The sequence below is a fragment of the Variovorax dokdonensis genome, from assembly GCF_030316895.1.
GTDB lineage: Bacteria > Pseudomonadota > Gammaproteobacteria > Burkholderiales > Burkholderiaceae_C > Variovorax > Variovorax dokdonensis.
The window spans coordinates 1-25,947 of the sequence record NZ_JASZYV010000004.1; the positions used below are offsets into that span (position 1 = coordinate 1).

General features: G+C 67.3%; 24 protein-coding genes and 1 pseudogene. 7 read left to right on the forward strand and 18 right to left on the reverse strand.

What is annotated here, in order from left to right:
* Window positions 1-217: aldehyde dehydrogenase family protein (locus QTH91_RS18565; RefSeq protein WP_286661628.1), on the forward strand; the 217-nt coding region annotated here is incomplete at its 5' end.
* 49 nt (window positions 218-266) lie between these two features.
* The gene (locus tag QTH91_RS18570; RefSeq protein WP_286661629.1) at window positions 267-1,949 is read left to right on the forward strand and encodes a GMC family oxidoreductase; all 1,683 of its coding nucleotides are present in this window, start codon (window positions 267-269) and stop codon (window positions 1,947-1,949) included.
* 226 nt (window positions 1,950-2,175) lie between these two features.
* On the opposite strand, the gene mrdA is transcribed toward QTH91_RS18570, so the two are convergent.
* From mrdA to QTH91_RS18590, 4 genes and pseudogenes are all read right to left on the reverse strand, one after another.
* Complete coding sequence (gene mrdA / locus QTH91_RS18575; RefSeq protein ID WP_286661630.1) at window positions 2,176-4,146, reverse strand: penicillin-binding protein 2; 1,971 nt, start codon at window positions 4,144-4,146, stop codon at window positions 2,176-2,178.
* A 57-nt stretch (window positions 4,147-4,203) separates the two neighbouring features.
* Window positions 4,204-4,725, reverse strand: coding sequence for a rod shape-determining protein MreD (mreD, locus tag QTH91_RS18580; RefSeq protein WP_286661631.1), 522 nt, complete (start codon window positions 4,723-4,725; stop codon window positions 4,204-4,206).
* A gap of 224 nt (window positions 4,726-4,949) precedes the next feature.
* Window positions 4,950-5,876, reverse strand: a pseudogene (gene mreC / locus QTH91_RS18585) (rod shape-determining protein MreC); the annotation flags it as partial.
* A gap of 91 nt (window positions 5,877-5,967) precedes the next feature.
* Window positions 5,968-7,011, reverse strand: coding sequence for a rod shape-determining protein (locus QTH91_RS18590; RefSeq protein ID WP_286661632.1), 1,044 nt, complete (start codon window positions 7,009-7,011; stop codon window positions 5,968-5,970).
* Between the two features lie 209 nt (window positions 7,012-7,220).
* On the opposite strand from QTH91_RS18590, the gene gatC reads away from it, so the two are divergent.
* From gatC to gatB, 3 genes are read left to right on the forward strand one after another with little or no spacing between them, the layout of a single operon-like run.
* Window positions 7,221-7,520, forward strand: coding sequence for an Asp-tRNA(Asn)/Glu-tRNA(Gln) amidotransferase subunit GatC (gatC, locus tag QTH91_RS18595; protein WP_286661633.1), 300 nt, complete (start codon window positions 7,221-7,223; stop codon window positions 7,518-7,520).
* Window positions 7,517-9,010 (forward strand): Asp-tRNA(Asn)/Glu-tRNA(Gln) amidotransferase subunit GatA, encoded by a 1,494-nt coding sequence (gatA, locus tag QTH91_RS18600; protein ID WP_286661634.1) that lies wholly within the window; start codon window positions 7,517-7,519, stop codon window positions 9,008-9,010. The genes gatC and gatA overlap by 4 nt, the downstream gene beginning before the upstream one ends.
* Before the next feature lie 23 nt (window positions 9,011-9,033).
* Entirely contained in the window at window positions 9,034-10,527 is a 1,494-nt protein-coding gene (gene gatB, locus QTH91_RS18605; RefSeq protein ID WP_286661635.1) for an Asp-tRNA(Asn)/Glu-tRNA(Gln) amidotransferase subunit GatB, read from the forward strand.
* Here gatB and QTH91_RS18610 read toward each other — a convergent pair.
* Together QTH91_RS18610 and pyrE are read right to left on the reverse strand one after the other, a co-directional pair.
* Complete coding sequence (locus QTH91_RS18610) at window positions 10,496-11,209, reverse strand: DUF4124 domain-containing protein (protein ID WP_286661636.1); 714 nt, start codon at window positions 11,207-11,209, stop codon at window positions 10,496-10,498. The genes gatB and QTH91_RS18610 overlap by 32 nt on opposite strands.
* 37 nt (window positions 11,210-11,246) lie before the next feature.
* Window positions 11,247-11,939: an orotate phosphoribosyltransferase gene (gene pyrE / locus QTH91_RS18615; protein WP_286661637.1), complete on the reverse strand. Its 693-nt coding sequence runs from the start codon at window positions 11,937-11,939 to the stop codon at window positions 11,247-11,249.
* A gap of 13 nt (window positions 11,940-11,952) precedes the next feature.
* Here pyrE and QTH91_RS18620 point away from each other — a divergent pair, with 13 nt between their 5' ends.
* Together QTH91_RS18620 and dbpA are read left to right on the forward strand one after the other, a co-directional pair.
* On the forward strand, window positions 11,953-12,756 hold the full coding sequence (locus QTH91_RS18620) for an exodeoxyribonuclease III (protein ID WP_286661638.1): 804 nt from the start codon (window positions 11,953-11,955) through the stop codon (window positions 12,754-12,756).
* A 34-nt stretch (window positions 12,757-12,790) separates the two neighbouring features.
* Window positions 12,791-14,197, forward strand: coding sequence for an ATP-dependent RNA helicase DbpA (gene dbpA / locus QTH91_RS18625; protein WP_286661639.1), 1,407 nt, complete (start codon window positions 12,791-12,793; stop codon window positions 14,195-14,197).
* Window positions 14,198-14,216: 19 nt separating this feature from the next.
* On the opposite strand, the gene QTH91_RS18630 is transcribed toward dbpA, so the two are convergent.
* From QTH91_RS18630 to hpxZ, 12 genes are all read right to left on the reverse strand, one after another.
* Window positions 14,217-15,722, reverse strand: coding sequence for an amidohydrolase family protein (locus QTH91_RS18630; protein ID WP_286661640.1), 1,506 nt, complete (start codon window positions 15,720-15,722; stop codon window positions 14,217-14,219).
* A 74-nt stretch (window positions 15,723-15,796) separates the two neighbouring features.
* Entirely contained in the window at window positions 15,797-16,276 is a 480-nt protein-coding gene (locus tag QTH91_RS18635) for a carboxymuconolactone decarboxylase family protein (RefSeq protein ID WP_286661641.1), read from the reverse strand.
* A 116-nt stretch (window positions 16,277-16,392) separates the two neighbouring features.
* Window positions 16,393-17,271 carry an RNA polymerase sigma-70 factor gene (locus QTH91_RS18640; RefSeq protein WP_286661642.1) on the reverse strand — a complete coding sequence of 293 codons (879 nt, stop codon included), beginning with the start codon at window positions 17,269-17,271 and terminating at the stop codon, window positions 16,393-16,395.
* A gap of 54 nt (window positions 17,272-17,325) precedes the next feature.
* The gene (locus QTH91_RS18645; protein WP_286661944.1) at window positions 17,326-18,066 is read right to left on the reverse strand and encodes a GntR family transcriptional regulator; all 741 of its coding nucleotides are present in this window, start codon (window positions 18,064-18,066) and stop codon (window positions 17,326-17,328) included.
* A gap of 58 nt (window positions 18,067-18,124) precedes the next feature.
* A complete protein-coding gene (locus tag QTH91_RS18650; RefSeq protein WP_286661643.1) occupies window positions 18,125-18,814 on the reverse strand; it encodes a cysteine hydrolase family protein in 690 nt (229 codons plus the stop codon).
* 22 nt (window positions 18,815-18,836) lie between these two features.
* On the reverse strand, window positions 18,837-20,474 hold the full coding sequence (locus tag QTH91_RS18655; protein ID WP_286661644.1) for an ABC transporter ATP-binding protein: 1,638 nt from the start codon (window positions 20,472-20,474) through the stop codon (window positions 18,837-18,839).
* Window positions 20,471-21,190, reverse strand: coding sequence for a biuret amidohydrolase (gene biuH / locus QTH91_RS18660; RefSeq protein WP_286661645.1), 720 nt, complete (start codon window positions 21,188-21,190; stop codon window positions 20,471-20,473). The genes QTH91_RS18655 and biuH overlap by 4 nt, the downstream gene beginning before the upstream one ends.
* A gap of 17 nt (window positions 21,191-21,207) precedes the next feature.
* Window positions 21,208-22,224, reverse strand: coding sequence for a formamidase (locus QTH91_RS18665; protein ID WP_286661646.1), 1,017 nt, complete (start codon window positions 22,222-22,224; stop codon window positions 21,208-21,210).
* Window positions 22,225-22,244: 20 nt separating this feature from the next.
* Entirely contained in the window at window positions 22,245-23,165 is a 921-nt protein-coding gene (locus tag QTH91_RS18670) for an ABC transporter permease (RefSeq protein ID WP_286661647.1), read from the reverse strand.
* Between the two features lie 34 nt (window positions 23,166-23,199).
* Window positions 23,200-24,270: an ABC transporter permease gene (locus QTH91_RS18675; RefSeq protein ID WP_286661648.1), complete on the reverse strand. Its 1,071-nt coding sequence runs from the start codon at window positions 24,268-24,270 to the stop codon at window positions 23,200-23,202.
* 40 nt (window positions 24,271-24,310) lie between these two features.
* Window positions 24,311-25,426, reverse strand: coding sequence for a BMP family ABC transporter substrate-binding protein (locus tag QTH91_RS18680; protein WP_286661649.1), 1,116 nt, complete (start codon window positions 25,424-25,426; stop codon window positions 24,311-24,313).
* A gap of 125 nt (window positions 25,427-25,551) precedes the next feature.
* The gene (gene hpxZ, locus QTH91_RS18685) at window positions 25,552-25,941 is read right to left on the reverse strand and encodes an oxalurate catabolism protein HpxZ (protein ID WP_286661650.1); all 390 of its coding nucleotides are present in this window, start codon (window positions 25,939-25,941) and stop codon (window positions 25,552-25,554) included.
* Window positions 25,942-25,947: the final 6 nt, after the last annotated feature.

Here is a 25,947-nt window from a genome sequence, read left to right on the forward strand (position 1 = left end):
GCGGCGCATCCAGGTGGGCATGGTGGGCATCAACGTGCCGATCCCGGTGCCGATGGCCTGGCATGGCTTTGGCGGCTGGAAGCGCTCGCTGTTCGGCGACATGCACGCCTACGGCGAAGAAGGCGTGCGCTTTTACACAAAGCAGAAGTCGGTGATGCAGCGCTGGCCGGAGAGCATCGGCAAGGGCGCGGAGTTCGTGATGCCGACGGCAAAATGAACCTACCTCCTCGAGAGGGCACAACAAAGAATACGACGGAGACAAAGGCTTGAGCGATACCAGTTTTGATTACATCGTCATCGGTGGGGGGACGGCGGGTTCGCTGATGGCGAACCGGCTGAGCGCAGACAAGAGCAAGCGGGTACTGCTGATCGAGGCGGGCCGCAAGGACGACTACCACTGGATCCACATTCCGGTGGGCTACCTCTACTGCATCGGCAATCCGCGCACCGATTGGCTCTACAGCACGGAGCCGGATGCCGGACTCAACGGCCGGAGCCTGCGCTATCCGCGCGGCAAGACGCTGGGCGGGTGTTCCAGCATCAACGGCATGATCTACATGCGCGGCCAGTCGCGCGACTACGAGCAATGGGCACAGCTCACCGGCGACGATGCCTGGCGCTGGGATTCGGTGCTGCCGGACTTCATGAAGCACGAGGATCACTACCTCGGCGATGCAGCGCAGGCCGCGCAACGCGACACCGATTTCGGCCGCTTCCACGGCCACGGCGGCGAATGGCGGGTGGAGAAGCAGCGCCTGCGTTGGGACATCCTCGATGCCTTTGCACAGGCGGCCGTGCAGGCCGGCGTTCCCGCGACCGACGATTTCAACCGCGGCAGCAACGAGGGCGTGGGCTACTTCCAGGTCAACCAGAAATCCGGCTGGCGCTGGAACACGGCCAAGGCCTTCCTGCGCCCCACCTGCTACGGACGGCCCAACTTCGAGCTCTGGACCGGCGCGCAGGTGTCGCGCCTGATCATCGAAACCGGCGCGGACGGCGCACTGCGCTGCACCGGCGTCGAGGTCTGGGACGGCCATCAGAAAGTGCGCGCCACGGCCGCGCATGAAGTCCTGCTGTGCGCGGGCAGCATCGGATCGCCGCAACTGCTGCAGTTGTCCGGCATCGGCCCGGCCGACCTGCTGCAGGCTCACGGCATCGAAGTCAAAGCGGATCTTCCGGGCGTGGGCGAGAACCTGCAGGACCACCTTCAGATCCGGGCCGTCTTCCGCGTGCAGGGCGCCTCGACGCTCAACACCATGGCCAGCACGACCTGGGGCAAGGCGCGCATCGGGCTCACCTATGCGCTGTCGCGCAGCGGACCGATGAGCATGGCGCCTTCGCAGCTGGGCGCATTCACTCGAAGCTCGCCCGATCGCGAGTGGCCAAATCTCGAATACCACGTGCAGCCGCTGTCGCTCGACGCGTTTGGCGAGCCGCTGCACCGCGATCCAGCCTTCACCGCCAGCGTGTGCAACCTCAATCCCAGCAGCCGCGGGAGCGTCCGCATCCGCAGCCCGCGCTTCGAGGATGCGCCGGCCATCGCGCCCAACTACCTCAGCACCGATGAAGACCGGAAGGTGGCGGCGGACTCCCTGCGCGTGACGCGGCGCATCGTCGCCCAGCCGGCACTGGCCCCGTTCAAGCCCGAGGAATGGAAGCCGGGCACCCAGTACCAGAGCGACGAAGACCTGGCCCGACTGGCGGGCGACATCGCCACGACCATCTTCCACCCGGTAGGCACGACCAAGATGGGGGCCGACAGCGACCCCCTGGCCGTGCTCGACTCGCGACTGCGCCTGCGTGACGGGCGCGGTGGCCGCATCGCCGGCCTGCGAGTGGTGGACGCCGGCGCCATGCCCACCATCACCAGCGGCAACACCAACAGCCCGACCTTGATGATGGCCGAGAAGGCGGCGGCGTGGGTGCGCGAGTCGGCAATCCTGGCTTAGCGCACGGCCGGGTTAGTCCTCAGCCGGGTTATTCCCAATGCACCCGGGCGGTGCATCCGCCAGAATCGCTGCACTCGCAATCGGGCAATGCCCCGCAGCGCGGGGGCCGAGGAGACAAATTCGGTATCTCGAACTAGAACATCAATACTTAAGGCAACCAAACGAGTTGCCAAATGACTTCATCAGGCGCCGCTGGTCGGCGCCTTTTCTTTTTCGGGACGCACCCTCATGGTGCTGTGCTGGCCAGGACGGGTGCCGGAGGCCAGGGCATATCGCTCGCCTGGCGCGGCTTGCCGATCGGCACCGTGGCCTTCCCCTGGCGAAGGGCCAGCATGTCCTGCTCGCTCGGATACTGGTCCATGAGCCAGTAGTCGAAGATCCGGCGGGCAATGGGCGCCGCGGCGCCCGCTCCCCAGCCCGCGTTCTCGACGATGACCGCGACGGCAATCTGGGGGTTCTGCGCGGGCGCGAAGGCCATGAACAGCGAGTGATCGCGCTGGTGCTCCTCGAGCGCCTTGGCGTTGTACTTGGCGTTCTGCGCCATGCCCACCGCCTGCGCGGTGCCGGTCTTGCCGGCGGCCTGGTAGCCCGCACCGGCGAACACGCCCCGGGCCGTCCCGGCGCTGACCACGCTGACCAGGCCCTCGCGGATGACCGCCACGTTGGCCGGCTTGAAGCCCAGGTCGACCGGGGCCGCCTGCTCTACCGGGGTGACATCGCCCGTCACCGGATTGCGCAGCCTGACCCCCAGATGCGGCGTGTGCTTGATCCCGTTGTTCGCCACGATCGCGGTGGCATCGGCCAGTTGCAGCATCGTGAATGCGTTGTAGCCCTGGCCGATGCCCAGCGAGATCGTCTCGCCGGCATACCACTGCTGCTGAGCCGCCTTGCGGTAGGTCTTGCGCTTCCAGTCGGTGGAAGGCAGCACGCCGCGCACCTCGCCGCCCAGATCGATGCCGGTGATCTGCCCAAAGCCCAGCGGCGCCATGAAGTCGTGGATCATGTCCACGCCCATTTCGTTGGCCAGGGAGTAGTAATAGATGTTGCTCGACACCTGGATCGAACGGCGCATGTCCACGTAGCCCAGGTACCCCTCGGGGCTGCCGAAGCGGCGGCCGCCGAAATTGAAGTAGCCGGGATCGAGCACCTGCACCGCCGGCCCGCGCTTGCCCGTCTGCAGCGCCGCCAGCGCCATGAAGGGCTTGTAGGTGGAGCCGGGCGGATAGGTGCCGCGCAAGGCACGGTTGAGCAGCGGCTTGTCGATCGATTCGTTGAGTTCCTTCCAGCTCTCGACGTCGATGCCCTCGACGAACAGGTTGGGATCGAAGGTCGGCTTGCTGACCAGCGCCAGCACTTCACCGTTGCGCGGGTCGATGGCCACCACCGCGCCGCGCCGGTCGCCGTACATGTCCTCGATGAGCCGCTGCAGCTTGATATCGAGGCTCAAGACGACCGTGTCGCCGGGCGTGGCGGGGTGGCTGGCAAGCCGGCGCACCGCGCGTCCGCCGGCGGAGGTTTCCATCTGCTCCACGCCGGTCTGGCCATGCAGTTGCTTTTCGTAGCTTTGCTCGATGCCCAGCTTGCCGATGTACTCGGTGCCCTTGTAGTTGGCCAGGTCTTCGTCCGGCCAGTCTTCCATGGCGGTCTTTTCCGCCTGGTTGATGCGTCCGATGTAGCCGAGCACGTGGCTTCCGGTTTCTCCATACGGATAGCTGCGGAACAGCCGCGCCTTGATCTCCACGCCCGGGAAGCGATAGCGCTGGGCCGTGAAGCGCGCAACTTCCTCGTCGGTCAGCCGGGTGCGGATCGGGACCGAATCGAAGCTTCTGGAGTCTTCTCGCAGCCGCTTGAAGCGGCGTCGATCTCGGGGCGTGATCTCGACCAGCTCGGACAGGCGATCGATCGTGTCTTCCAGCTTGCCGGCCTTGTAGGGAGTGATCTCCAGCGTGTAGGCCGAATAGTTGGACGCCAGCACGACACCGTTGCGATCGAGGATCAGCCCCCGGTTGGGCACCACCGGCACCACCGCGGTTCGGTTGTTCTCGGCCTGGTCGGCCAGGTCTTCGTGGCGTACCACCTGCAGGAAGTACAGGCGTGCCGCAAGCAGCCCGAAACCCAGCAGCACCGCCAGCGCGATCACGATCAGACGGCGCTGGAAGCGCGCGCTGTCGCCGGCCATGTTGCGGATTTCAGTCATGCCGCTTTAGGAGCCTTGTGGTGCGCCGGAGTTCATCCGATGGCGTTGCTGGCAGCCTCAAAGGGGCCGATTGGCGTCGCGCTCGGGAGCGCGGCGCTGGGGTGCGAGCAGCAGCGCCGTGGCCACCGGCCAGAGGGCTGCTTCGATCACCGGCGGGAAGATCACGCCCCAGCCGGGAAAGATGCCGCCACCGAGCATGCGGATGCCCAGCTGCAGCACATGCGCCAGGGCAAAAAGCGGCAGGACCTGCAGCGCCTGCGACAGAACCGGATACCACAGCAGCCGGCGATGGAGCATGGTGGCCAGGAAGGCCAGCGCCGCATACGCCAGCGCGTGCTGGCCGAGCAGGGCCGACTGCTGCACGTCCATGCACAGTCCCAGCGCGAAGGCGGCCCCGATGCCCACCCGCGCCGGCTGGTGCACGCTCCAGAACACGATCACGAGCGCCAGCAGGTCGGGACGCCATGGCACCCGCCCCAGGGGCAGCATGTTGATGAGAAGCGCCGCCAGCAGGCTGCCCCACATGAAGATCGGATTGAGCGGCAGCAGCAGTTGCTGTTGGCCGGGACGCATGATCATGGCGTGCGGGTCTCCTGTCGCCGTTGCGGCTGCGGCGCCGTGGTGGCGGGCGCAGGCGCGGCGGGCTTGGCGCCGGCGCTTGTCCTGGCATCCACCTTGGCGTCGGCCTTTTCCTTGCCGGCACCCTTGACCGTGCCCTTCGCCGATTCCTTGGCCGATTCCTTCGCCGCGGCCTTGTCAACGGTCTTGCCGCTGTCCTTGGCCGAGTCGCCGCCGGCGGTCTTGCCGGCGTCCTTGGCTTCCTGCGCTTTCGCCGGCGCTGCGGGCAATGGCATTGCGGACGCAGTGAGCGAAGGAGTACCGACCGGCTTGATCACCAGCACATAGCGCACGCCCGTCACGTCGGCGAGCGGCACGCAGTGGATTCGTGCGAAAGGCGATTCGGCGCGACGCTCGATGCGGTCGACACGCGCCACCGGCAGGCCGGCCGGATAGACGCCGTCCACGCCGCTGGTGGCCAGGATGTCGCCCTCGCGCAAGTCTGCATCGGCCGACATGAAGCGCAACTCCAGTCCGCCAGCATGGGCGTTGGCGTCGCCGAAAGCCACGCTGCGTGCGCCGGTTCGCGCGATCTGCACGGGAATGGCCTGGTCGCGGTCGACGATCAGCGTCACCTCGCTGGTAAACGCCTGCACCGAGGTGACTTGCCCCAGCACGCCGTCGGCATCCATCACCGGCGAGCCAGGCACGATGCCCTGCTGCATGCCTTGGTCGATGACGATCTTGCGCGAATAAGGATCGGCAGCGTCGAACAGCACTGCGGCGGCCCGGGTCACCGAGCGCGTGGTCTCGCGCAACTCCAGCAGTTCGCGCAGGCGCGCATTGTCCTCGGCCAGCGCATCGGCTCGGCTCGCGCGCTCGGCCAGCAGCGCCATCGACTGCTTCGCCTGCGCCGCCTTGCGTTGCGCTTCGTTCAGGTCGTCCAGGTAGCGGCCGCCGCCAAGCGCCAGTTGCACTGGCTTGAGCGCCACCCATTGGACCGGGTAGAGCACGGTGCCGATCGCGTTGCGGATCGGCTGGACCAGGTTGAAGCGGGCGTCGGCCACCATGAGGAACACGGCCACCGCGCTGAAGAAGATCAGCTTGGAAAGCGCCGAAGGCCCCTGGTGGAACAGGGGCGGCGCGGTGCGATCGAGAGTGCCGAGCGGCATGCGTGTTTATGCCACGAGCAAGGTGATTGAGCGAGAGCCCCTGGCCGTCAGGTCACGCCACGCCGCAGTGCGGCAGCCGGGGGGGCGAGCATCACTCGCTCGTGAAGATGCTGCCCAGGCGGTCCATGCGCTCGAGCGCGATGCCGCAGCCGCGGACCACACAGGTGAGCGGGTCTTCGGCCACCAGCACCGGCAGACCGGTTTCCTCGGCCAGCAGGCGATCGAGGTCGCGCAGCAAGGCGCCGCCGCCAGTGAGCATCATGCCGCGCTCGGCGATGTCGGCGCCCAGTTCGGGAGGCGTCTGCTCCAGGGCGTTCTTGACCGAGGAGACGATGTTGTTGAGCGGCTCGGTCAACGCTTCCAGCACTTCATTGCTGCTGATGGTGAAGCTGCGCGGCACGCCTTCGGAGAGGTTGCGGCCCTTGACCTCCATCTCCTTGACCTCGGAGCCGGGGAATGCCGAGCCGATGCTCTTCTTGATCACTTCCGCCGTGGGCTCGCCGATCAGCATGCCGTAGTTGCGGCGGATGTAGTTGATGATGGCTTCGTCGAAGCGGTCACCGCCGACACGCACGCTGCCCTTGTAGACCATGCCGCCCAGCGAGATCACGCCCACCTCGGTCGTGCCGCCGCCGATGTCGACCACCATCGAGCCGCTGGCCTCGGACACCGGCAGGCCGGCACCGAGGGCGGCCGCCATGGGTTCCTCGATGAGGTAGACGGAAGTGGCGCCGGCTGCCTCGGCCGCGTCCTTGATGGCGCGGCGCTCGACCTGGGTCGAGCCGCAGGGCACGCAGATGATGATGCGCGGGCTGGGCGTGAGCAGCGAGCGCGGATGCACCATCTTGATGAACTGCTTGATCATCTGCTCGGTGATCACAAAGTCGGCGATCACGCCGTCCTTCATCGGGCGGATGGCCTCGATGTTGCCGGGCACCTTGCCCAGCATGGCCTTGGCTTCGGCGCCGACCGCCTGGATGACCTTCTTGCCGTGCGGTCCGCCTTCGTGGCGGATGGCGACCACCGAGGGCTCATCCAGCACGATGCCCTTGTTGCGGGCGAAGATCAGGGTGTTGGCGGTTCCGAGGTCAATGGCCAGGTCGGTGGAAAAATACCGACGGAATGCTCCGAACATGTGCAGGATCCTTGAGGGCACGCGTGCGCTTCGGCAACTCGTCGCCCGTTGTTCTTCGAAAAGGTGAATTCGTGTGTTTGCGGCATTGCCGGCAAGCGCCGAAGGGGCTCGCGGCAAAGGCGGGATAATACCCGAATCCCCCCTGAATTCCGCGTTCGCGAGGCCCTCTTGCGGCGTGTTTTGGCCGGTTTCCGGCCGGATGTTCACCGATGTCCCTGTCTTCTTCCGATATTGCGCGAATTGCCTCTCTCGCCCGGCTCGATCTCGGCGCCGAGGAAAGTGAGCGCATGCTCAACCAGATCAACGGCTTTTTCAACCTGGTCGAGCAGATGCGCGGCGTCGACACCACCGGCGTTGCACCCCTGGCCCATCCGGTGGCCGCGATCGAAGACGTGACGCTGCGTTTGATGGACGACGTGGTCAGCGAGACCAACGAGCGCGAAGCCAACCAGAAAAGCGCGCCTGCCGTCGAGGCCGGCCTGTTCCTGGTCCCCAAGGTGATCGAATGACGAGCAAGCAACCATTGCACCAACTGGGTGTGGCAGGCCTGGCCCGCGCCCTCGCGCAGCGCGAGGTGTCTGCTGTCGAAACCGCACAGCACTTCCTGGATCGCGCCAAGGCGCAGCAGGCGCTGGGCGCCTTCCTGGCGATCGACGAAGGCGTGACGCTGGCGCAGGCCCGCGCCGCCGACGCCAGGCTGGCCGCCGGCGACGCGCCGGGGCTGACGGGCGTGCCCGTCGCCCACAAGGACATCTTCGTCACCACCGACTTCCCCACCACCGCCGGCTCGCGGATGCTTGCCGGTTACCGCTCGCCGTTCGATGCCACGGTCGTTCGCAAGCTCGCCGATGCCGGCATGGTCACGCTGGGCAAGCTCAGCTGCGACGAATTCGCCATGGGCTCGGCAAACGAGAACGTGGCGGCGCCCGCCGTCGGCGCCGACCACGCCGTGCCGGTGCGCAACCCCTGGGACACCAGCCGCATTCCGGGCGGTTCGTCGGGTGGCAGCGCGGTTGCCGTGGCGGCCGGTCTGGCACCCGCGGCCACCGGCACCGACACCGGCGGCTCGATCCGCCAGCCGGCATCTTTCTGCGGCGTGACCGGCATCAAGCCCACCTACGGTCGTGCCTCGCGCTACGGCATGGTGGCCTTTGCATCGAGCCTCGATCAGGCCGGCCCGATGGCGCGCAGCGCCGAAGACTGCGCCCTCCTCCTGAGCGCCATGACCGGCCCGGACCCGATGCGCGACGCCACCTCGCTCGATCGCCCCGCCGAGGACTACACCCGGTCGCTGTCCGATTCGCTCGAAGGCCTGCGCATCGGCGTGCCCAAGGAATTCCTGGGCGAAGGCGTGGCGCCCGGCGTGCGCGCCGCCATCGACGCCGCGCTGGCCGAATACGAGAAGCTGGGTGCCCGGCGCGTCGAGGTCTCGCTGCCGCGCACCGAACTGTCGATCCCCGTCTACTACATCCTCGCGGCGGCCGAAGCGTCGAGCAACCTGAGCCGTTTCGACGGCGTGAAGTTCGGCTTCCGCGCCAAGGACTACCGCGACCTGGCCGACATGTATCGCAAGACGCGCGAGCAGGGCTTCGGCGACGAGGTCAAGCGCCGCATCATGATCGGCACCTACGTGCTCTCGCACGGCTACTACGACGCCTACTACCTGCAGGCGCAGAAGGTGCGCCGCATGATCGCCGACGACTTCCAGCAGGCCTTCAAGACTTGTGACGTGATCGCCGGCCCGGCCGCGCCGACCGTCGCGTGGAAGATCGGCGAACACGGCGACGATCCGGTGGCGGACTACCTGGCGGACGTCTTCACCCTGCCCGGCTCGCTGGCCGGCCTGCCTGGCATGAGCCTGCCGGCAGGCTTCGACGCGAACATGCCCGTCGGCCTGCAACTGATCGGCAACTACTTCGGCGAGGCACGCCTGCTCAACGCGGCACATCGCTTCCAGCAGGCCACCGACTGGCACCTGCGCACGCCTGCAGGCTTCTGAGCGAAACGAACGAGAAGACAAGCATGAGCGAGATCGCCAACCCCTTCGAACAACTCCAGCAGGGCCGCCCAACCGGCCCGCTGGTCCAGGGCTACGAAGTCATCATCGGCTTCGAGACGCACGCGCAACTGTCGACGGCCAGCAAGATCTTCAGCCGCGCCAGCACCGCCTTCGGCGCCGAACCCAACACGCAGGCATCGCCTGTCGACCTGGCCCTGCCGGGCACGCTGCCGGTGATGAACAAGGGCGCGGTCGAACGCGCCATCAAGCTCGGACTGGCGCTGGGCAGCACCATCGCGCCGCGTTCGGTTTTCGCGCGCAAGAACTACTTCTATCCCGACCTGCCCAAGGGCTACCAGATCAGCCAGTACGAGATCCCGGTCGTGCAAGGCGGCTCGGTGTCCTTCTACGTGGGCGACGAAGCCAGAACCGTGCGCCTGGTGCGCGCCCATCTGGAGGAAGACGCCGGCAAATCGCTGCACGAGGACTTCATCGGCCAATCGGGCATCGACCTGAACCGTGCCGGCACGCCGCTGCTCGAAATCGTCACCGAACCCGACATGCGCTCCACCGCCGAGGCCGTGGCCTATGCCAAGGAGCTGCACAAGATCGTCACCTGGATCGGCATCTGCGACGGCAACATGCAGGAGGGCTCTTTCCGCTGCGACGCCAACGTTTCGGTGCGCAGGCCCGGGCAGCCGCTGGGCACGCGGCGCGAGATCAAGAACCTCAACAGCTTCCGCTTCATGCAGCAGGCGATCGACTACGAGATCCGCTGGCAGATCGAGCAGCTGGAAGACGGTCACGCCATCGAGCAGGCCACCGTGCTGTTCGATCCCGACACCGGCGAGACGCGCGCCATGCGTACCAAGGAAGACGCGGCCGATTACCGCTACTTCCCTGATCCGGACCTGCCACCGCTGACGATCGCGCCGGAGTGGATCGAGCAGGTGAAGGCGCAGATGCCCGAACTGCCGCGCGCGATGGCCGAGCGCTACCAGCGCGAATTCGGTCTGCCCGCGTACGACGCCGACCTCCTCACGCAAAGCCAGGCCCATGCGCGCTATTTCGAGGCGGCGGTAGCGGCAGGCGCTTCACCAAAGCTCGCCAGCAACTGGATCCAGGGCGAGATTGCGCGTCGCTTGAATGCCCAGGAAGACCTGAGCATCGACAACGCGCCGGTGAGCGCGCGCCAACTGGGCCAGCTGATCGTGCGCATCGGCGATGGCACGGTGTCGAACAATGCCGCGCGTCAGGTGTTCGATGCCCTGTGGAGCGGCGAAGGCAGCGAGGTGGATGCCGTCATCGAGGCCAAGGGCCTCAAGCAGGTGAACGACACCGGCGCGCTGGAAAAGATCATCGAAGACGTGCTGGCGAACAACCAGAAGAACATCGACGAGTACCGCGCCGGCAAGGAAAAGGCGTTCAACGCCCTGGTCGGTCAGGTGATGAAGGCCAGCGCCGGCAAGGCCAATCCGGCGCAGGTCAATGCTTTGCTGAAGTCGAAGCTGGGGTAGTGCCGCGCGCCGAGGTCGGCGCGTCTTGCATGGCGGAGGGCGGCCACAGCTTCATGAGCAAGGCCCGCTCTTCGCTGAAGCGCTGATTCACCCTGCGCTTCTCTTCTTCCTGGTCGGCGATGAAGCGCTTTTGCACCGACGTGCTCTGTTCGATGTCTTCAATCTGGCGTCGCAGGGAGTCGGGCGCGCGCGAAGCGTCTCCGCCGTAGAACTCCAGCTCCTGATTGAGCTTCATGCGCTGCTGCGCCAGTTCGTTCACGCGATTGCGCGCGGCCTGGGTCACCACGTCGATCTGTGCCAGCGCATCGACACGCTCACGCTCGTGGGAGGCGAGCGTGGGGTAGCGCACCACCAGCGCGCGGGCGCGACGTCGCTCTTCCTGCGCCCGCTGCGCCTCGAGGATGGCCTGGCGCTCGCGCTCTTCGCGCTCGGCCTGCTCGCGCGGCGAAAGCGTGGGGCCGATGACACGCAGCACCGTCCCGCTTGGGCTGAGCACGCGCTGCTCCCGATCCGCGCAGGCGGCGATGGGCCGATCGGCGGTGAGCGAGCGGCCCTGCGCGTCCACGCAGGTGAAGATCTCGCGCGCCGTTGCCGTATTGCCCTGCCCTTGGGCATTCGCGAACATGGGGGCGAGGACCAGGCCGGCCGCCATCGAAAGGGTCAGAAGTTCTTGCAGCCGCACCGCGTCGTTTCGTAGATTGAGATGGATGCCGGGCGCATCAACCCGCGCCGTAGCGCGCGCGATAGGCGAGGACGGCCTGCCGATGTTCCTGCAGGGCGTCGTCCGACCGACTGTTCAGATACTGAAGCAAGTCGTCCAGCGTGGCAATTGCTGCAACCTCCATGCCCAGTTGCTCGCGCACGTACTGGACGGCGCTGTGATCGACATCCCGGCCGTCTTCGGTCGCCTTTTCCTGGCGGTCCAGCGCGATCACGACCGCATGCGGCGTGGCGCCGGCGGCCCGGATGGCCGCAATGGATTCGCGCACCGCGGTGCCGGCGGACATGACGTCGTCCACGATGAGCACACGCCCGGAAAGGGGCGCGCCAACCAGCGTGCCGCCCTCGCCGTGGTCCTTCGCCTCCTTGCGGTTGTAGGCAAAAGGAACGTTGCGTCCGCGCCGCGCCAGCTCGGCCGCCAGCGTCGCGGCCAGGGGAATTCCCTTGTAGGCCGGGCCAAACACCATGTCGAACTCGACCCCGCTCTGGATCAGGCGGTCTGCATAGAATTGCGCCAGTCGCATCAACTTGGCGCCGTCGTCGAAAAGGCCGGCGTTGAAGAAGTAGGGGCTCATGCGACCGGCCTTGGTCTTGAACTGGCCGAAACGAAGCACCCCTGAATCCAGCGCGAACTGCACGAATTCTTGTGCGACCGCGCCCTTCCCTTCTTGATTTCCTTCAGCCAAAGCCATTGGGGACCTTCCTTTGTTCAAACTCACCAGCCTCAATCTCAATGGCCTGCGCTCCGCTGCGACAAAAGGCGTCGCCGACTGGGTGGCGGAACTGGCGCCGGATTGTATTTGCATGCAGGAAATCCGCGTCCAGGCCAGCGACATCGAGGGCCGCTTCGAAGAGATGGCCGGCCTGAAGGGGCACTTTCACTTTGCGCAGAAAAAGGGCTACGCCGGCACCGCGGTCTACAGCCGGCACGCGCCGAGCGACGTGGTCATCGGCTGGGGCGATGCCGAGTTCGATGCCGAGGGGCGCTACCTTGAACTGCGCTTCGACACGCCAACGCGCAAGTTCTCCGTCATCAGCTGCTACTTTCCCAGCGGCTCCTCGGGCGAGGAGCGACAGGCGGCCAAATTCCGCTTTCTGGCCGGCTTCTTTCCGCATCTGCTGGCGCTCAAGCGCGAGCGCGAGTTCGTGCTGTGCGGCGACATCAACATTGCGCACAAGGAAGCAGACCTGAAGAACTGGAAAGGCAACCTCAAGAACAGCGGCTTCCTGCCCGAGGAGCGCGCCTGGATGACGCGGCTGCTCGACGCCGGCACCGAAGGCGCCGGGCTGGTGGATGTGTATCGCCATCTCAAGCCCGACACCACCGACGACTGCTACACCTGGTGGAGCAATCGCGGCCAGGCGCGGGCGAAGAACGTGGGCTGGCGGCTGGACTACCACCTCGCCACGCCGGCCATCGCGCAACTGGCGCGCAGCGAAGAGATCTACCGGACGGTGCGCTTCTCGGACCACGCGCCGATCACGGTGGACTACGACTTCACGCTCTAGAAAGGCGTAGGCGGTCGGTAGCGGACAATCGCCCATGACCAAGACCGACCCATCCCAGACCCAGGCGGCCTCTTTCGCCAGCCTGCCCTTGCCAGCCGCCATGCTGGCCAACCTGGAGCAGCTCGGCTACAAGGCGATGACGCCGATCCAGGCCGCCAGCCTGCCCCTGGCCCTTGCGGGGCGCGACCTGATCGCGCAGGCGAAGACCGGCAGCGGCAAGACCGCCGCCTTCACGCTGCCGCTGCTGGCGCGGCTGGCGCCCCGGCAATTCGCGGTGCAGGCGCTGGTGCTGTGCCCGACCCGCGAACTGGCCGACCAGGTGACGGCCGAGATCCGCCGCTTGGCGCGCGCCGAAGACAACATCAAGACGCTCACCCTGTGCGGCGGCGTTCCGTTGCGCGGGCAGCTGTCGAGCCTTTCGCACGGCGCGCACATCGTGGTCGGCACGCCTGGCCGCATCCTCGATCACCTGGCGCGCGAGACGCTGTCGCTCGAAGCGCTGAGTACCCTGGTGCTGGACGAGGCCGACCGCATGCTCGACATGGGCTTCGCCGAGGACATCGCCAAGGTCGTGGCCGCCTGCCCCAAGTCGCGCCAGACGCTGCTGTTCTCGGCCACCTATCCCGATGGCGTCGCGTCGATGGCCGGGCGCTTCATGCGCGATCCTGCAGAGGTCAAGCTGACCGAACGCCACGACGCCAGCAAGATCCGCCAGCGCTTCTACGAAGTCGAGGAGCGCGACCGCCTGCATGCCGTCGGCCGCCTGCTGGAGCACTTCCGGCCCGTGAGCACCCTGGCTTTCTGCAACACCAAGCAGCAGTGCCGCGATCTGGTCGACGTGCTCCAGGGTCAGGGCGTGGTGGCACTCGAACTGCATGGCGACCTGGACCAGCGCGAGCGCGACCAGGTGCTGGTGCAGTTCGCCAACCGCAGTTGCAGCGTGCTGGTCGCCACCGACGTGGCGGCGCGCGGGCTCGACATCACCCAGTTGGAGGCGGTGATCAACGTCGACATCACGCCCGATCCCGCCGTTCACACCCATCGCGTTGGCCGCACCGGCCGCGCGGGCGAGGACGGATGGGCCTTCAGCCTGGCCAGCATGGACGAGATGGGGCGCGTGGGGCGCATCGACGAGATGCAAGGCCGCGCCAGCGAATGGCATCCGCTGTCTGAACTGACGCCTGCCGTCGGCGCCGGGCCGCTGCTTCCGCCGATGGTGACGCTGCAGATCGCGGGCGGCCGCAAGGAGAAGATCCGCCCCGGCGACGTGCTGGGTGCCTTGACCAAGGACATGGGCATCGACGGCACGAAGATCGGCAAGATCAACGTCAACGACTTCTCGACCTACGTGGCCGTCGAGCGCGGCATTGCGGACAAGGCCCTCGCCGGCCTGAACGCCGGCAAGGTCAAGGGAAAGACGGTCAAGGCTCGGCGGCTCTGAACGCGGCCGACCTTCGTCATCAGTTGCAGCAGCCGGACAGGCTTTCCTGGTAGTAGGGCGCCAGGTCTTGCGCCAATGCGCGCAGGGTCTGGAGCCACTCGCCGTGTCGTGCATCGGCGGCCAATGCCGAACGCGCACGTGCCGTCAGCTCGGCGCGCAGGGCGGGTTCGTCGATACCGGTGACGCGGCCGTCCTGCACCACGGTGCGACCGCCCACCATCACGCGGGCGACGTGGCGACCGTTGGCGCGCGCCAGAAGAAGGTCTGTCGGGTCGATATCGGCGAAGAGCGCATCGTCATCGAGCGCGTCCCAATCCAGCAGCACGATGTCCGCCGGTGCGCCGGGCTCGATGCGGCCGGCGGCGATGGCGCCCGCCCCGCTCACGCTGCGCGGGCCGTTCTGGCCAGCGAATGTCCAGAGTTGTTCGCGCGTCATGGTCGTGTCGAAGCCCCAGCCGCGATGCAGCATGTAGGCGACGCGCATCTCGCGCAGTGCGTCGTCGTCCTCATCGAAGCCGGTGCCGTCCAGGCCCATCGCCACGCGACAACCGTGGCGCAGCATCTCGGGTACCGGCGCGATGCCGGACTTGAGGTACAGGTTGGAGCTGGTGTTGACGGCGATGGTGACGCCACGCTCGGCCAGCAGCGCCAGTTCGTCCGGCCTCGCCCACGCGCAGTGTGCGAGCGTGAGGCGCGGGCTCAGCAAGCCGATGTCGTCCAGATGCCGCAGCATGCCTTGCGGATGATGGCGATCCGCCCACGCGCGCTGGTACTTCGTTTCCAGGCAGTGCATGTGCACGGGGCGCCCGGTGTCGGCCGACGCTCGGGCAATGGCTTCGAGCAACGGCGTGCTGCACCACTGCACGGCGGCGGGGCCGTACTGCGGCGTCACATGGTCGCCAAAGCCCTCCGCCTGAAGCATCTGCGCGACCTCGTCGACCAGCTTGACCTGATCGGCCGGCGCTACTGCCTTCACGGACAAACGGCCCGCGATGGCGTCGCGGATGCCCGGCCGCAAGGCGCGCAGCACCGGCTCATCGCCTTCGTAGCCGATGCCGTTGCGGTCGCGCATGGCGACGGCGAAGCCGATGCGCACACCGACATCGCGCGCAGCGCGGGCCACATGCCGCGCTTCTTCGACATAGGGCATGCCGCCTTGAACGCGCGTGTAGTGAACCATCAGGTTGGCCACACCGTGGCGCACCGAGCGCGAGAAAGCGGTAGCGGCGCAAAGGTAGGGGTCCAGGCCCGGCACCACGCCCTGAAAGGCAAGCCAGCTTTCGAGTGGCCTGTCGTACGAGCCCAGCGTGGCGCTGCGGAAAGTGCGGCCGTGGTCGTGCGCATTCGACAGCGCCGGCATGGCCAGCATGCGACGCCCCGGCGCGGAATGGCCGATGGCTTCGACCGAGTCGATGCGGCCATCGGCGCCGATGGCGATGCGCATGTCGGCCCGGGGCTGCTGCGTGCCCGGCTCGGGCAAGAGCCACGCGCAATCGAGATGTTCGGCGGATGTGGTCTGGTTCATGGGTCCTGCGTGAATAAGCCTGTTCAGGCCGATCCTCACGCAAGCCCCGAGCCAGGGCAAGCCACGGGCAGATGTCAGTTCAGCCCGGCCTTGTCCAGCCCATAGGCCTTGTCGAGCACACCCGGCACGGTGCCGAAGGCGACGTTGAGCCGGTTCCAGGCGTTGATGGTCATCACGGCGAAGGTGAGCGCGGACAGTTCCTGCTCGTCGAACTGCTCGCGCACGCTGGCGTACACATCGTCCGGAACGCCGTGGGCGCCAAGCTGTGTGAGTGCCTCCGTCCACGCCAGCGCGGCGCGTTCGCGGGCGCTGAACAGCGGCGACTCGCGCCAGACGGCCAGGTGGTGCAGGCGCAACTCGCGCTCGTCGTGCATGCGGGCCTGCTTGACGTGCATGTCCAGGCAGAAAGCGCAGCCGTTGATCTGCGAGGCGCGGATCTCCAGCAGGTGGAAGATGGCCGGCTCGATGGTGCCGCGCTTGGCGAGCGTTCCCAGTTCGACCAGCTTCTTGAAAAGCTCGGGGGCGTGCTGCATGGCATTGAGTCTTTGCGTCATGGTCTTGTTCCGTTTCAGTTGAGATGGATGGCTGCGGTCGGATGCGCGGCAAGAGCGCTTCCTGCAACACAAGACGTTGGCAGCCGCCCGCTTGTGACGCCGTGCCGGCAAAAATCTCAGGCCGCCCAGGCCGCGGCAATGCGCGCCAGCTTCACGGGGTTGCGCTGCACATGAATGCGCACGATCCGATCGCCCTCGATCTCGAAGCTCTGGGCCGACTCCAGCACGCCATCGATGAAGCGCAGAGCGCCCCATTGGCCGTTGATGCGCGTCACCTCGATGCGCATGCCTGCCCCGTGCCGGCGATGGCCCGCCAGGAACAGCTGGGCGATGCGCTGGCCACCCAGCAGCGGCTTGGGGAAGGCAATGACCACGCCGCCGCCGTCGCTGATGAGCTCGGCGCTGTCGGACAGCAGCGCGCGCATGGCCTTCAAGTCGCCGCTGCCGATCGCCTGCGCAAAGCCCTCGAGCAGCTTGCGATGGACTTCGGCAGAGACTTTCCGGCGCGGCCGCTCGTCGCTGAGCTGCGCCTTGGCGCGATGCACGAGTTGCCGGCAGGCTGCCTCGGACTTGCCCACTGCCTGCGCCACCTCGGCATAGTCGGCGTCGAACACTTCCTTGAGCAGGTAAGCCGCTCGCGCCTCGGGCGAAAGGCGTTCGAGCAGCAGCAGGAAGGCCACCGAGATCTGGTCGGCGCGTTCGAGCATCTGCTCGGGGTTGTCCGGCGCGTCGTCGAGAAGCGGCTCGGGCAGCCACATGCCGGTGTAGTGCTCGCGCTGCGCGCGCGCGCTGCGCAGCCGGTCGATGGCCAGGCGCGTGGTGACGGTCACCAGCCAGGCTTCGGTGCTGTCCAGATCCTGCGGGTCGTTCTCATGCCAGCGCAGCCAGGCGTCCTGCACCACCTCCTCGGCTTCGGCCACGGTGCCGAGCATGCGGTAGGCGATGCCTTGCAGCCGGGGCCGCAGGCGGGCAAAGGTCTTGTTGAGGTCGTCCATGCACAGGCAGACGTTCGGGGCCGCCCGATTGTGACGTGGGACGACAGAAATTCTTCAGCGACCGCCCGCGCCCCGCCCGGCGTGCCGCGCCATGTGAACTTGATGCAGGGTGATCTTGCGCACCTCCGCCTGGCTGGTCTCGATGTGGGCGCGCAGCAGCATCGCCGCCTGGTCGCCGCGGTTGGCGCGCACGGCCTTGAGGATCTTGGCGTGCTCGTCGTAGGTGGCGTCGATGCGCCGCTGCATGGTGAAGTCCAGCCGCCGGATGATGCGGATGCGGTCGGTCACGTCGCGGTGGATGCGCGCCATCTCGGCATTGCCTGCGGCGGCCACCAGGTCGCAATGGAACTGCTCGTCCCACAGCGCCACCTGCACGGCGTCGTTGCTGCGCTGCGCCACGGGCACCAGCCAGATCGACGCCAGTTGCTCCAGCAGGTCCCGGTTGACGCGGTGCCCCGATTCGCAAAGCCGATGCACCGCCGTGGTCTCCAGCACCATGCGCAGGTCGTACAGCTGCTCGAACTGGTCGAAGTCGAAAGGCAGCACGCGCCAGCCACTTCTGAACAGCACTTCGACGAAGCCCTCCTGCTGCAGACGGAACAGCGCCTGGCGCACCGGCGTGCGCGACACACCCAGCCTTTCGCTGATCTCGTTCTCGGTGAAGCGGTCGCCCGGCACGAGGTGGAACTCGGCCACGTCGCGCTTGAGCTGGGCGTAGACCTCGTCGGCACGCGTGCGGAATGCGGCATCGGTCTGCCGCTTGGCGGATGGGGCGGGGCGAGGAGCGCTTCGGATGTCGGACACGTTGGGAGTGAGGTCGATGTTCGTGGTGCCGGGCAGGTTGGGGCGGATGCTAAGCCGAAGCCCGTTCCAGCGCGCCCAACAGGGCCGTGCTGGGCGCCGTCCAGCCGACGATGCCGCCCTGGGCCCGCACCATCTCCAAGGTCGCGGCCTTGAACCGCGGGAAGTAGCTTTCGGTGCAGTCCTCGAGCAGCAGGCAGTCGTAGCCGCGGTCGTTGGCCTCGCGCATGCTGGTCTGCACGCACACCTCGGTGGTCACGCCGGCGAACAGCAGCCGCGCAATGCCGCGCTGCTGCAGCATCGACTGCAGGCCGGTGGCATAGAAAGCGCCCTTGCCGGGTTTGTCGATGACGATCTCACCTTCCACCGGCGCCAGCGCATCGATGATCTGGTTGCCCGGCTCGCCCATGACCAGGATGCGCCCCATCGGCCCTTCGTCGCCGATGCGCAGCGTCGGGTTGCCACGGTTGCGCTTGGCCGGCGGGCAATCGGCCAGGTCGGGCCGGTGCGCTTCCCGCGTGTGGATGACCAAGCCGCCGGCCCGGCGCCAGCCGGCCAGCATGGCTTGGCAGGCCGGCACGATGGCTGCCAGAAGGCTCACGTCGTTGCCCAGCGTCTCGCCGAAGCCACCCGGCTCGATGAAGTCGCGCTGCATGTCGATGATCACCAGCGCAGTGCGCGCCACGTCGAATTCGAAGGCGAAGGGCTGCGCATCGGCGGTCAGCAAGGTCGAGGTTTTCATGATCGTGGTGCCGGCCCTTTCTTCATGCCGCCTGGCGGATTGGCGGCTCGGCGGGCGCTTCCGCAGGCGGGTGCTGGTGGTGTTCACCGCCGCCCATGTGGGCGCCCAGCACGCGACGCTCGGCGCCATCGGCCGCGGTTTCGTAGACGATGCGGCCTTCGCTCATCACCACGATGCGATCGGCCAGTTCGAGCAGTTCGTCGAGGTCTTCGCTGATGAGCAGCACGGCGCCGCCGCGCTCTCGGACGCCCAGGATGCGCGCGTGGATCTCGGCCACGGCAGCGAAGTCCAAGCCGAAGACCGGATTGGCGGCGATGAGCACCGCGATGTCGCCAGCCAGTTCGCGCGCCAGCACGGCACGCTGCACGTTGCCGCCGGAAAGGCTGCGGATGGGCGCCGTCTCGCCTTGCGTCTTCACGCCGTATTCCGCGATCCATTCTCGGGCGCGGCTGCGCCAGCCGGGAAAGCGCAGCAGGCCGCCCTGCGTCAGCGGCGGCTGGTCGAAGTCGCGCAGCGCCATGTTCTCGGCCACGCTCAGGTCGCCCACGCATGCATTGCGCAGCGGCTCCTCGGGCAGGCTGCGCACCTTCAGGCGGCGGTTCTGCGCGCGGGTGGCCGCATAGGGTTGCCCGTTGACGCTCACGCGGCCGGCCATGCGTGGCCGCTGGCCCACCAGCGCCTCGACCATTTCGCGCTGGCCGTTGCCCGACACGCCTGCCACGCCGAGGATCTCGCCGGCGCGCACCTGCAGAGAAAGCTCGCGCACGGCCAGCGTGCCGCGGTCGCCCAGTGCGCTGAGCCCGGCCACGTCCAACGCGACGGGCGCGTCGGCGGCGACGGCACGCGCCGCGCTGCGCACCGCCGGTTGGTCTCGCAGCTGGTCGGCGACCTGCGGCGTGCCGGCCGTCTCGCCCATCATGGCGGCGGCCAGCTGCGCCGGACGCGTGCCGGCCACGCTGCAGTGATGCACCGCCTTGCCGCGCCGCAGGACGGTCACGTTGTCCGCGTATTGCATCACCTCGCGGAACTTGTGCGTGATGATGAGCACGCTGCACATGCCGCTGGCCGCGAATTCGCGCACGTGGCCCAGCACCTCGTCCGCCTCCTGCGGCGTGAGCACCGAGGTGGGTTCGTCGAGGATCAGTAGGCGCGGTTTGAGGTAGAGCTGCTTGAGCAGTTCCAGCTTCTGCTTCTCGCCAGCCGCGAGCTCCGAGGGCCGCGCGTCCAGGTCCAGCGAGAAGGGCGTGGTCGAGAGAAATTCCTTGAGCTCTGCGCGCTTTTGCTTCCAGTCGATCACAGCGGGCGTCTGTCCGCCGGCCAGAAGAAGGTTCTCGGCCACCGTCATGCCGGGTGCCAGGGTGAAGTGCTGGTAGACCATGCCGATGCCCAGCGCGCGCGCGACGATCGGGTTGGGAATGGCCTGCTCGCGCCCATCGATGAGGATGCTGCCTTCTTCGGCCACCTGGAAGCCCGCGACGCACTTGACCAGCGTGCTCTTGCCCGCGCCGTTCTCGCCCAGCAGCGCGTGCACGCTACCCGGCTCCACACGCATGGTGACGCTGTCCATGGCGGTGAAGCTGCCGAAGCGCTTGGTGAGCTGGTAGGTGTCGAGGGCGAGCGCGCCCGTCTGGCGGGGATGAGGGTCGAGCGGTGCGATCATGCCGTGGCCTCCGCCATGGCCGGCGAGGCCATCGCCTGCAGCAGCGCCTGGGAATCCGCATGCGCGCCGAACACGCCGCCCTGCATGGTGATCATCTTCAGCGCCGCGAGGTGGTTGCCGTGGTCGGTGGCCGCCGTGCAGTCCGAGAGCACCAGGCACTCGAAGCCGCGATCGTTGGCCTCGCGCATGGTGGTGTGCACGCACACGTCGGTGGTGATGCCGGCCAGGATCAGGTTCTCAATGCCGCGCGTGCGCAGGATCAATTCGAGGTCGGTGGCGCAGAACGAGCCCTTGCCCGGTTTGTCGATGACGACTTCGCCCGCCAGCGGCGCGAGTTCGGGAATGATCTCCCATCCTGGCTCGCCGCGCACCAGGATGCGCCCGCATGGCCCCGCGTCGCCGATGCCGACGCCGCCGGTGCCGATCTGCCGCGAGCGCCAGCGCTTGTTGGCCGGCAGGTCCGACAGGTCCGGCCGGTGCCCTTCGCGCGTGTGCATGACGGTGTAGCCCTGTGCGCGCATCGCGGCCATCACGCGCTTGAGCGGCTCGATGGGCTTTCGGGTCAGGCCGATGTCGTAGCCCATCTTGTCGACGTAGCCGCCGGGGCCGCAGAAGTCGATCTGCATGTCGATGACGATGAGCGCCGTGTTAGCCGGGCGCAGGTCGCCGTTGTAGGGCCACGCATAGGGGTTGGCGTCCACGTGCTTCTGGGTCATGTCGGCCTCTTGCTGCGTCACTTGAGTTCGGGGGGCGTGCCGGGTCCGGCGTAGCGGCGGCTGGGCGCCTCGAAGCCGCACGAAGTGCCGTCCGTCACCTGCACGGCCTCGCTCCACGGCAGGCGATACTTGCCGGCCGCCATGTCGCGCATGTAGGTGTAGGGGCAGTCCTGCGCGCCGCCCTTTACCGCCACGTAGCCGCGGTGATAGAGCTGGTAGATGTTGTTCTCCACGCCCCAGCCGGTGCGTGCCTCGCGCACGAGGTCGGGCCGCAGCTCGGCGGTGATGATCTCGTCTGGGCGCCCGCCGCCTTCCACCATGACGGTGCCGTCGAAGCTGCAGAACATGCCCTCGCCCATCGAGTCGAAGGTGCCGTCGCTGCCGCACATGCAGACGCTGGCGGTGTAGGCCAGGTTGCAGAAGGCATTGGCCTGGTTGGTGATCTTCCAGGCATGGCGGATGGGCGCGGTGTAGCCGGCCGTGCGCAGGATGATTTCGGCACCCTTGTATGCCGCCTCGCGCGCCATCTCAGGGAACATGCCGTCATGGCAAATCACCAGCGCGAGCTTGCTGCCGTTGGGCCCATCGCACACGGGCACGCCCAGGTTGCCCGGCTCCCACGGCTCGACCGGCACCCACGGATGGAGCTTGCGGTAGTACAGCCGCATCGTGCCGGTGTCGTCGATGACGATGCCGGTGTTGTAGGGGTTGCCTTCGGGGTTGGCCTCCATGATGGAGAAGCAGCCCCAGATGCGGTGCTCGATGCATGCGGCGCGGAAGGCCGCCACTTCCGGGCCGTCGAGGCTGCACATGATCTCGGGGTTGGTGTCCATCGAGAGGCCGTGCAGCGAGTATTCGGGGAACACCACCAGGTCCATCGTCGCCTGGTTGCGCCGGGCCTTGCCGACCAGCTCGCAGATGCGCTGCGTCTGCGCCGCCAGTTGTTCGCGCGTGGCCACCACCGGCAACTGCAGCTGCACCAGTCCGATCACCACGCCGTGCGCCGACTTGTTGAGGCCGCCGAGTCCACTCATCGCCGATTCCTTTGCTCTCTTCAACGTGTGGACGAAAGCTCGCCCGGGCTGCCGGCCGCGGCGCTGCCGGGCTTGCAGGTCAAGTACAGGATGACGAGCGTCAGCACGTAGGGCACCGTGTTGAACAGGTGATAGCCCCAGCCGATGCCCACCGACTGCAATGCCGGCCCCAGCGCGCCGGCGCCTCCGAACAGCAGGGCTGCGCCCACGCATCGCAGCGGACTCCAGCGCGCGAAGATCACCAGCGCCACCGCGATCAGGCCCTGGCCGCTGGAGATGCCTTCATTCCAGCTGCCTGGATAGAACAGCGTGAGCGACGCACCGCCCAGGCCCGCGATGAAGCCGCCGGCCGTCGTGGCCGCGATGCGGATGCCCGGCACCGAATAGCCCAAGGCGCGGGTCGCGCTGGCCGAATCCCCGGCCAGGCGCACCAGCAGGCCGGCGCGCGTGCGCGCAAAGCCCCACCACATCGCCACCGCCAGCGCGATGCCGATGGGCACCAGCGCGTTCACCTGCAGTGCCGCGCGCACCGCCGCGTTGCTGCTCCAGCCGCCCAGCGGAATGGCCGGGATCTGGGGCGCCTGCGGCTGGATGAGCGGTTTGCCCAGGTAGAACGCCAGGCCCATGCCCAGCAGCATGAGGGCGATGCCGGTCGCGACGTCGTTGACGCCATCGAGCGAGCACAGCAGGCCATGCAGCAGCGCCAGGGCGGCGCCAGCCGTGGCGCCGATCAGCACGCCCAGCCAGGGCGAGCCGGTCAGGTAGGCGCCCCCGAAGGACGCCATGGCCGACAGCACCAGCACGCCTTCCAGGCCCAGGTTGATGCGGCCCGACTTTTCAGTGAGGCATTCGCCCAGGCTGACGAAGAGAAAGGGAGCGCCCACGCGCAACGCCCCACCGACGATGCCGGCGAAGAGCGCGATCCACTGGTCGGCCGTCATGGGTGAACCTCCGTGTCTGACGCGGCCCCGGCGCTCATGTGGGGGCCTGTGCGGGAATCCGCAGGCGAAGCCAGCGTGCGCTGGCGGTCTTCCAGTCCTTGCCGCGAAGCGCCTCGCTGGCCAGGATGAGCACGAACGCGATGCCCTGCAGCACCATCACCGACGCATCGGGCAGGCCAAGGCGCCGCTGCAGCATCGAACCCGCCGCACCGAAGCCGCCGAACAGGATCGCCACCGGAATGACCGCCATCGGGTTCTGCCGCGCAATGAACGCGACCAGGATGCCGGCGTAGCCGTAGCCCGCGATGAGCGAGGCGTTGGCATTGGTATGCACCGCCGCCACTTCGATCGCACCGGCCAGGCCCGCGCAAGCGCCACCGAGCGCGCAGGCCAGCAGGATGAGCCGCGTGGCGGGCAGGCCCACCAGTTGGGCGGTGCGCGGATTGCCACCCACCACGCGCACCGAGAAGCCCGAGGGCGTCTGCCGCAGCCACAGCCCCAGCACGATGCAGGCCACCACGCCCACCGCCAAGCCCCAATGGACATCGGAGCCGGCGATGCCGCCGATCAGCATGCCGTCGGGCAGTGAATGGGTCGAAGGCTTGTTCAGGCTGGCCGGGTCGCGCAGCGTGCCCTCCACCAGGTGCTTGAAGATGCCGATGGCCACGTAGGCCAGCAGCAGGCTGCTGATCGTCTCGTTGATGCCGCGATGCTGGCGCAGCCAGCCCGCCAGCGCGATCCACGCGCCGCCGACCGCCGCGCCGGCCACGCAGGCGATCGCGGTGCCGATCACGTTATGCGGAAGGAATGGAAGTTGCGCGACAGCCGCGCAGGCCAGCCCGCCCAGCACCAGCGCGCCTTCGCCACCGATGATGACCAGGCCCGCGCGCGCCGGAATCGCCACGCACAGTGCGGTCAGCATCAAGGGCGCGGCGCGCTGCAGCGTGTTCTGCCAGGAGAACCAGTCGCCGAAGGCGCCGCGGAAAAGCAGGTACCAGACTTCCGTCGGGCTGACGCCGGCCAGCGCGACCAGCCCGCCGAACAGCAGCAGCGCCACTGCAATCGCCAACACCGGCAGGAAGATGTCTTGAAGCGTGCTGCGCATCGTGGCCTCGGGCAGGTGGTTCGCTCGCTGGGATGCGCGATCAGAGTTGGCCGACCACGCCTTCGACCAGGTAGTTCATCTTTTCGAGTTCCAGGTCGGTCTGCTTGAAGGACTTGCCCGAGGCCACCACCTCGGCACCCTTGTTGTCCTTCAGCGGCCCCTTGAAGATGTCGAAGCTGCCCGCGATCATCTTGGCCTTGATGTCGTCGGCCTGCTTGCGCGCGGCCTCGGGCACCTTGGCGCCATAGGGCGACATCTTCACGAAGCCCTCCTTGAGGCCGCCGCGCAGGAAGTTGGGATGCGGCTTGCCCGTCTGCGCCGCTTCCAGGATGGTCTTGTACGCGGTGATCCACTGCCATTCGGCGCCCGTGAGGTACGCATCCGGCGCGAGCTTGGCCTGGCTGGCGTGATAGCCGCAGACCATCTTGCCGCGCTTGGCCGCCGTCTCGACCACCACCTTCGGCCCGTCCACGTGCATGGTGAACACATCCACGCCCTGGTCGGCCAGGCTGTTGGTGGCTTCGGCCTCCTTCACGGGCATGGACCAGTCGCCGGTGAACATGGCCGCGCAGGTGATCGACGGGTCGACCGAACGCGCACCCATGGTGAACGCATTGATGTTGCGCAGCACCTGCGGGATCGGCTTGGCGGCGACGAAGCCGATCTTCTTGGACTTGCTCATGTGCCCGGCGATCACGCCGTTGAGGTACTGGCATTCGTCGATGTAGCCGAAGAAGCTGCCCGCATTCTTGGGCTTGCCCTCCGACCAGAGGCCGCCGCAATGGGCGAAGCGCACGTCGGGATACTTGGGCGCCAGCGCCAGGATGTGCGGATCGAAGTAGCCGAACGAGGTGGGGAACAGCAGCGATGCGCCGTCCTGCACGATCATGCCGGTCATCGTCTTTTGCACCGCCGCGGTCTCGGGAACGTTCTCTTCCTCGACCAGCTTCACGCCGGGCATCTTCTTGAGTTCGGCGGCGGCCGCGGCATGCGCCTGGTTGTAGCCGTAGTCGTCGCGTGGGCCGACGTAGATCACGCCCACGGTGATGGGCTTCTGCGCCTGCGCCAGGGCGCTCCATCCGCCCAGGGTGCCTGCGGCACCGAGCGCCGCCAACGATTTCAGGGAATCACGACGATTGAGCTTGAACTGCGTCATGGTGCGCTCCTCTCAAGAGGGTTGATTGAACGAATCGGCAACTTGGATACAAGATTGGATGCATAAACCGTGCCGCGCTGATCGGCCTTGCCCGGGCACGTTTTCGCGCCAGGACGGTGCGCGATTCAGCCCATCAGGCTCACGTGCGCGGCCACGACGCGCCAACCTTGCGCAGTGCGCATCCAGGTCTGGCTCTGACGACCCAGACGGGTGCTGCCGCTGCGCTGGAATTCGATGTTGGCGGTGGCGAAGTCGCGGCCGTAGGTGGTGATGGCGGTGCGCAGCACCTCGCGCGAAAGGCCTTGCGATGGCCGTCCGGCGCGGAAGGCCTGGATCTGCTCAAAGCCGTAGAGGTTCTCGGTGGCGCCATAGCGCAGCGTGTGCGGGCTGTTCCAGAACAGTTCGTCCAGCACGTCGACCTTGTTGTTGACGAGCGCGTCTTCGTAGCGCGCGAACGCTGCCTCCACTTCCTGGAGCACTTCGGGGATGTTGATGTCTTGGTGTTCGTCGATCATGAAAGC

Coding starts and splice junctions, on each gene's coding strand:
- gatB (WP_286661635.1), top strand. CDS start 9,034: ATGAGCGAGATCGCCAACCCCTTCGAACAACTCCAGCAGGGCCGCCCA.
- pyrE (WP_286661637.1), bottom strand. CDS start 11,939: ATGGCTTTGGCTGAAGGAAATCAAGAAGGGAAGGGCGCGGTCGCACAA.
- QTH91_RS18590 (WP_286661632.1), bottom strand. CDS start 7,011: ATGTTCGGAGCATTCCGTCGGTATTTTTCCACCGACCTGGCCATTGAC.
- QTH91_RS18665 (WP_286661646.1), bottom strand. CDS start 22,224: ATGAGTGGACTCGGCGGCCTCAACAAGTCGGCGCACGGCGTGGTGATC.
- QTH91_RS18670 (WP_286661647.1), bottom strand. CDS start 23,165: ATGACGGCCGACCAGTGGATCGCGCTCTTCGCCGGCATCGTCGGTGGG.
- QTH91_RS18630 (WP_286661640.1), bottom strand. CDS start 15,722: ATGAACCAGACCACATCCGCCGAACATCTCGATTGCGCGTGGCTCTTG.
- gatA (WP_286661634.1), top strand. CDS start 7,517: ATGACGAGCAAGCAACCATTGCACCAACTGGGTGTGGCAGGCCTGGCC.
- QTH91_RS18635 (WP_286661641.1), bottom strand. CDS start 16,276: ATGACGCAAAGACTCAATGCCATGCAGCACGCCCCCGAGCTTTTCAAG.
- QTH91_RS18675 (WP_286661648.1), bottom strand. CDS start 24,270: ATGCGCAGCACGCTTCAAGACATCTTCCTGCCGGTGTTGGCGATTGCA.
- gatC (WP_286661633.1), top strand. CDS start 7,221: ATGTCCCTGTCTTCTTCCGATATTGCGCGAATTGCCTCTCTCGCCCGG.
- QTH91_RS18650 (WP_286661643.1), bottom strand. CDS start 18,814: ATGAAAACCTCGACCTTGCTGACCGCCGATGCGCAGCCCTTCGCCTTC.
- QTH91_RS18680 (WP_286661649.1), bottom strand. CDS start 25,426: ATGACGCAGTTCAAGCTCAATCGTCGTGATTCCCTGAAATCGTTGGCG.
- mreD (WP_286661631.1), bottom strand. CDS start 4,725: ATGATCATGCGTCCCGGCCAACAGCAACTGCTGCTGCCGCTCAATCCG.
- dbpA (WP_286661639.1), top strand. CDS start 12,791: ATGACCAAGACCGACCCATCCCAGACCCAGGCGGCCTCTTTCGCCAGC.
- biuH (WP_286661645.1), bottom strand. CDS start 21,190: ATGACCCAGAAGCACGTGGACGCCAACCCCTATGCGTGGCCCTACAAC.
- QTH91_RS18655 (WP_286661644.1), bottom strand. CDS start 20,474: ATGATCGCACCGCTCGACCCTCATCCCCGCCAGACGGGCGCGCTCGCC.
- hpxZ (WP_286661650.1), bottom strand. CDS start 25,941: ATGATCGACGAACACCAAGACATCAACATCCCCGAAGTGCTCCAGGAA.
- QTH91_RS18640 (WP_286661642.1), bottom strand. CDS start 17,271: ATGGACGACCTCAACAAGACCTTTGCCCGCCTGCGGCCCCGGCTGCAA.
- mrdA (WP_286661630.1), bottom strand. CDS start 4,146: ATGACTGAAATCCGCAACATGGCCGGCGACAGCGCGCGCTTCCAGCGC.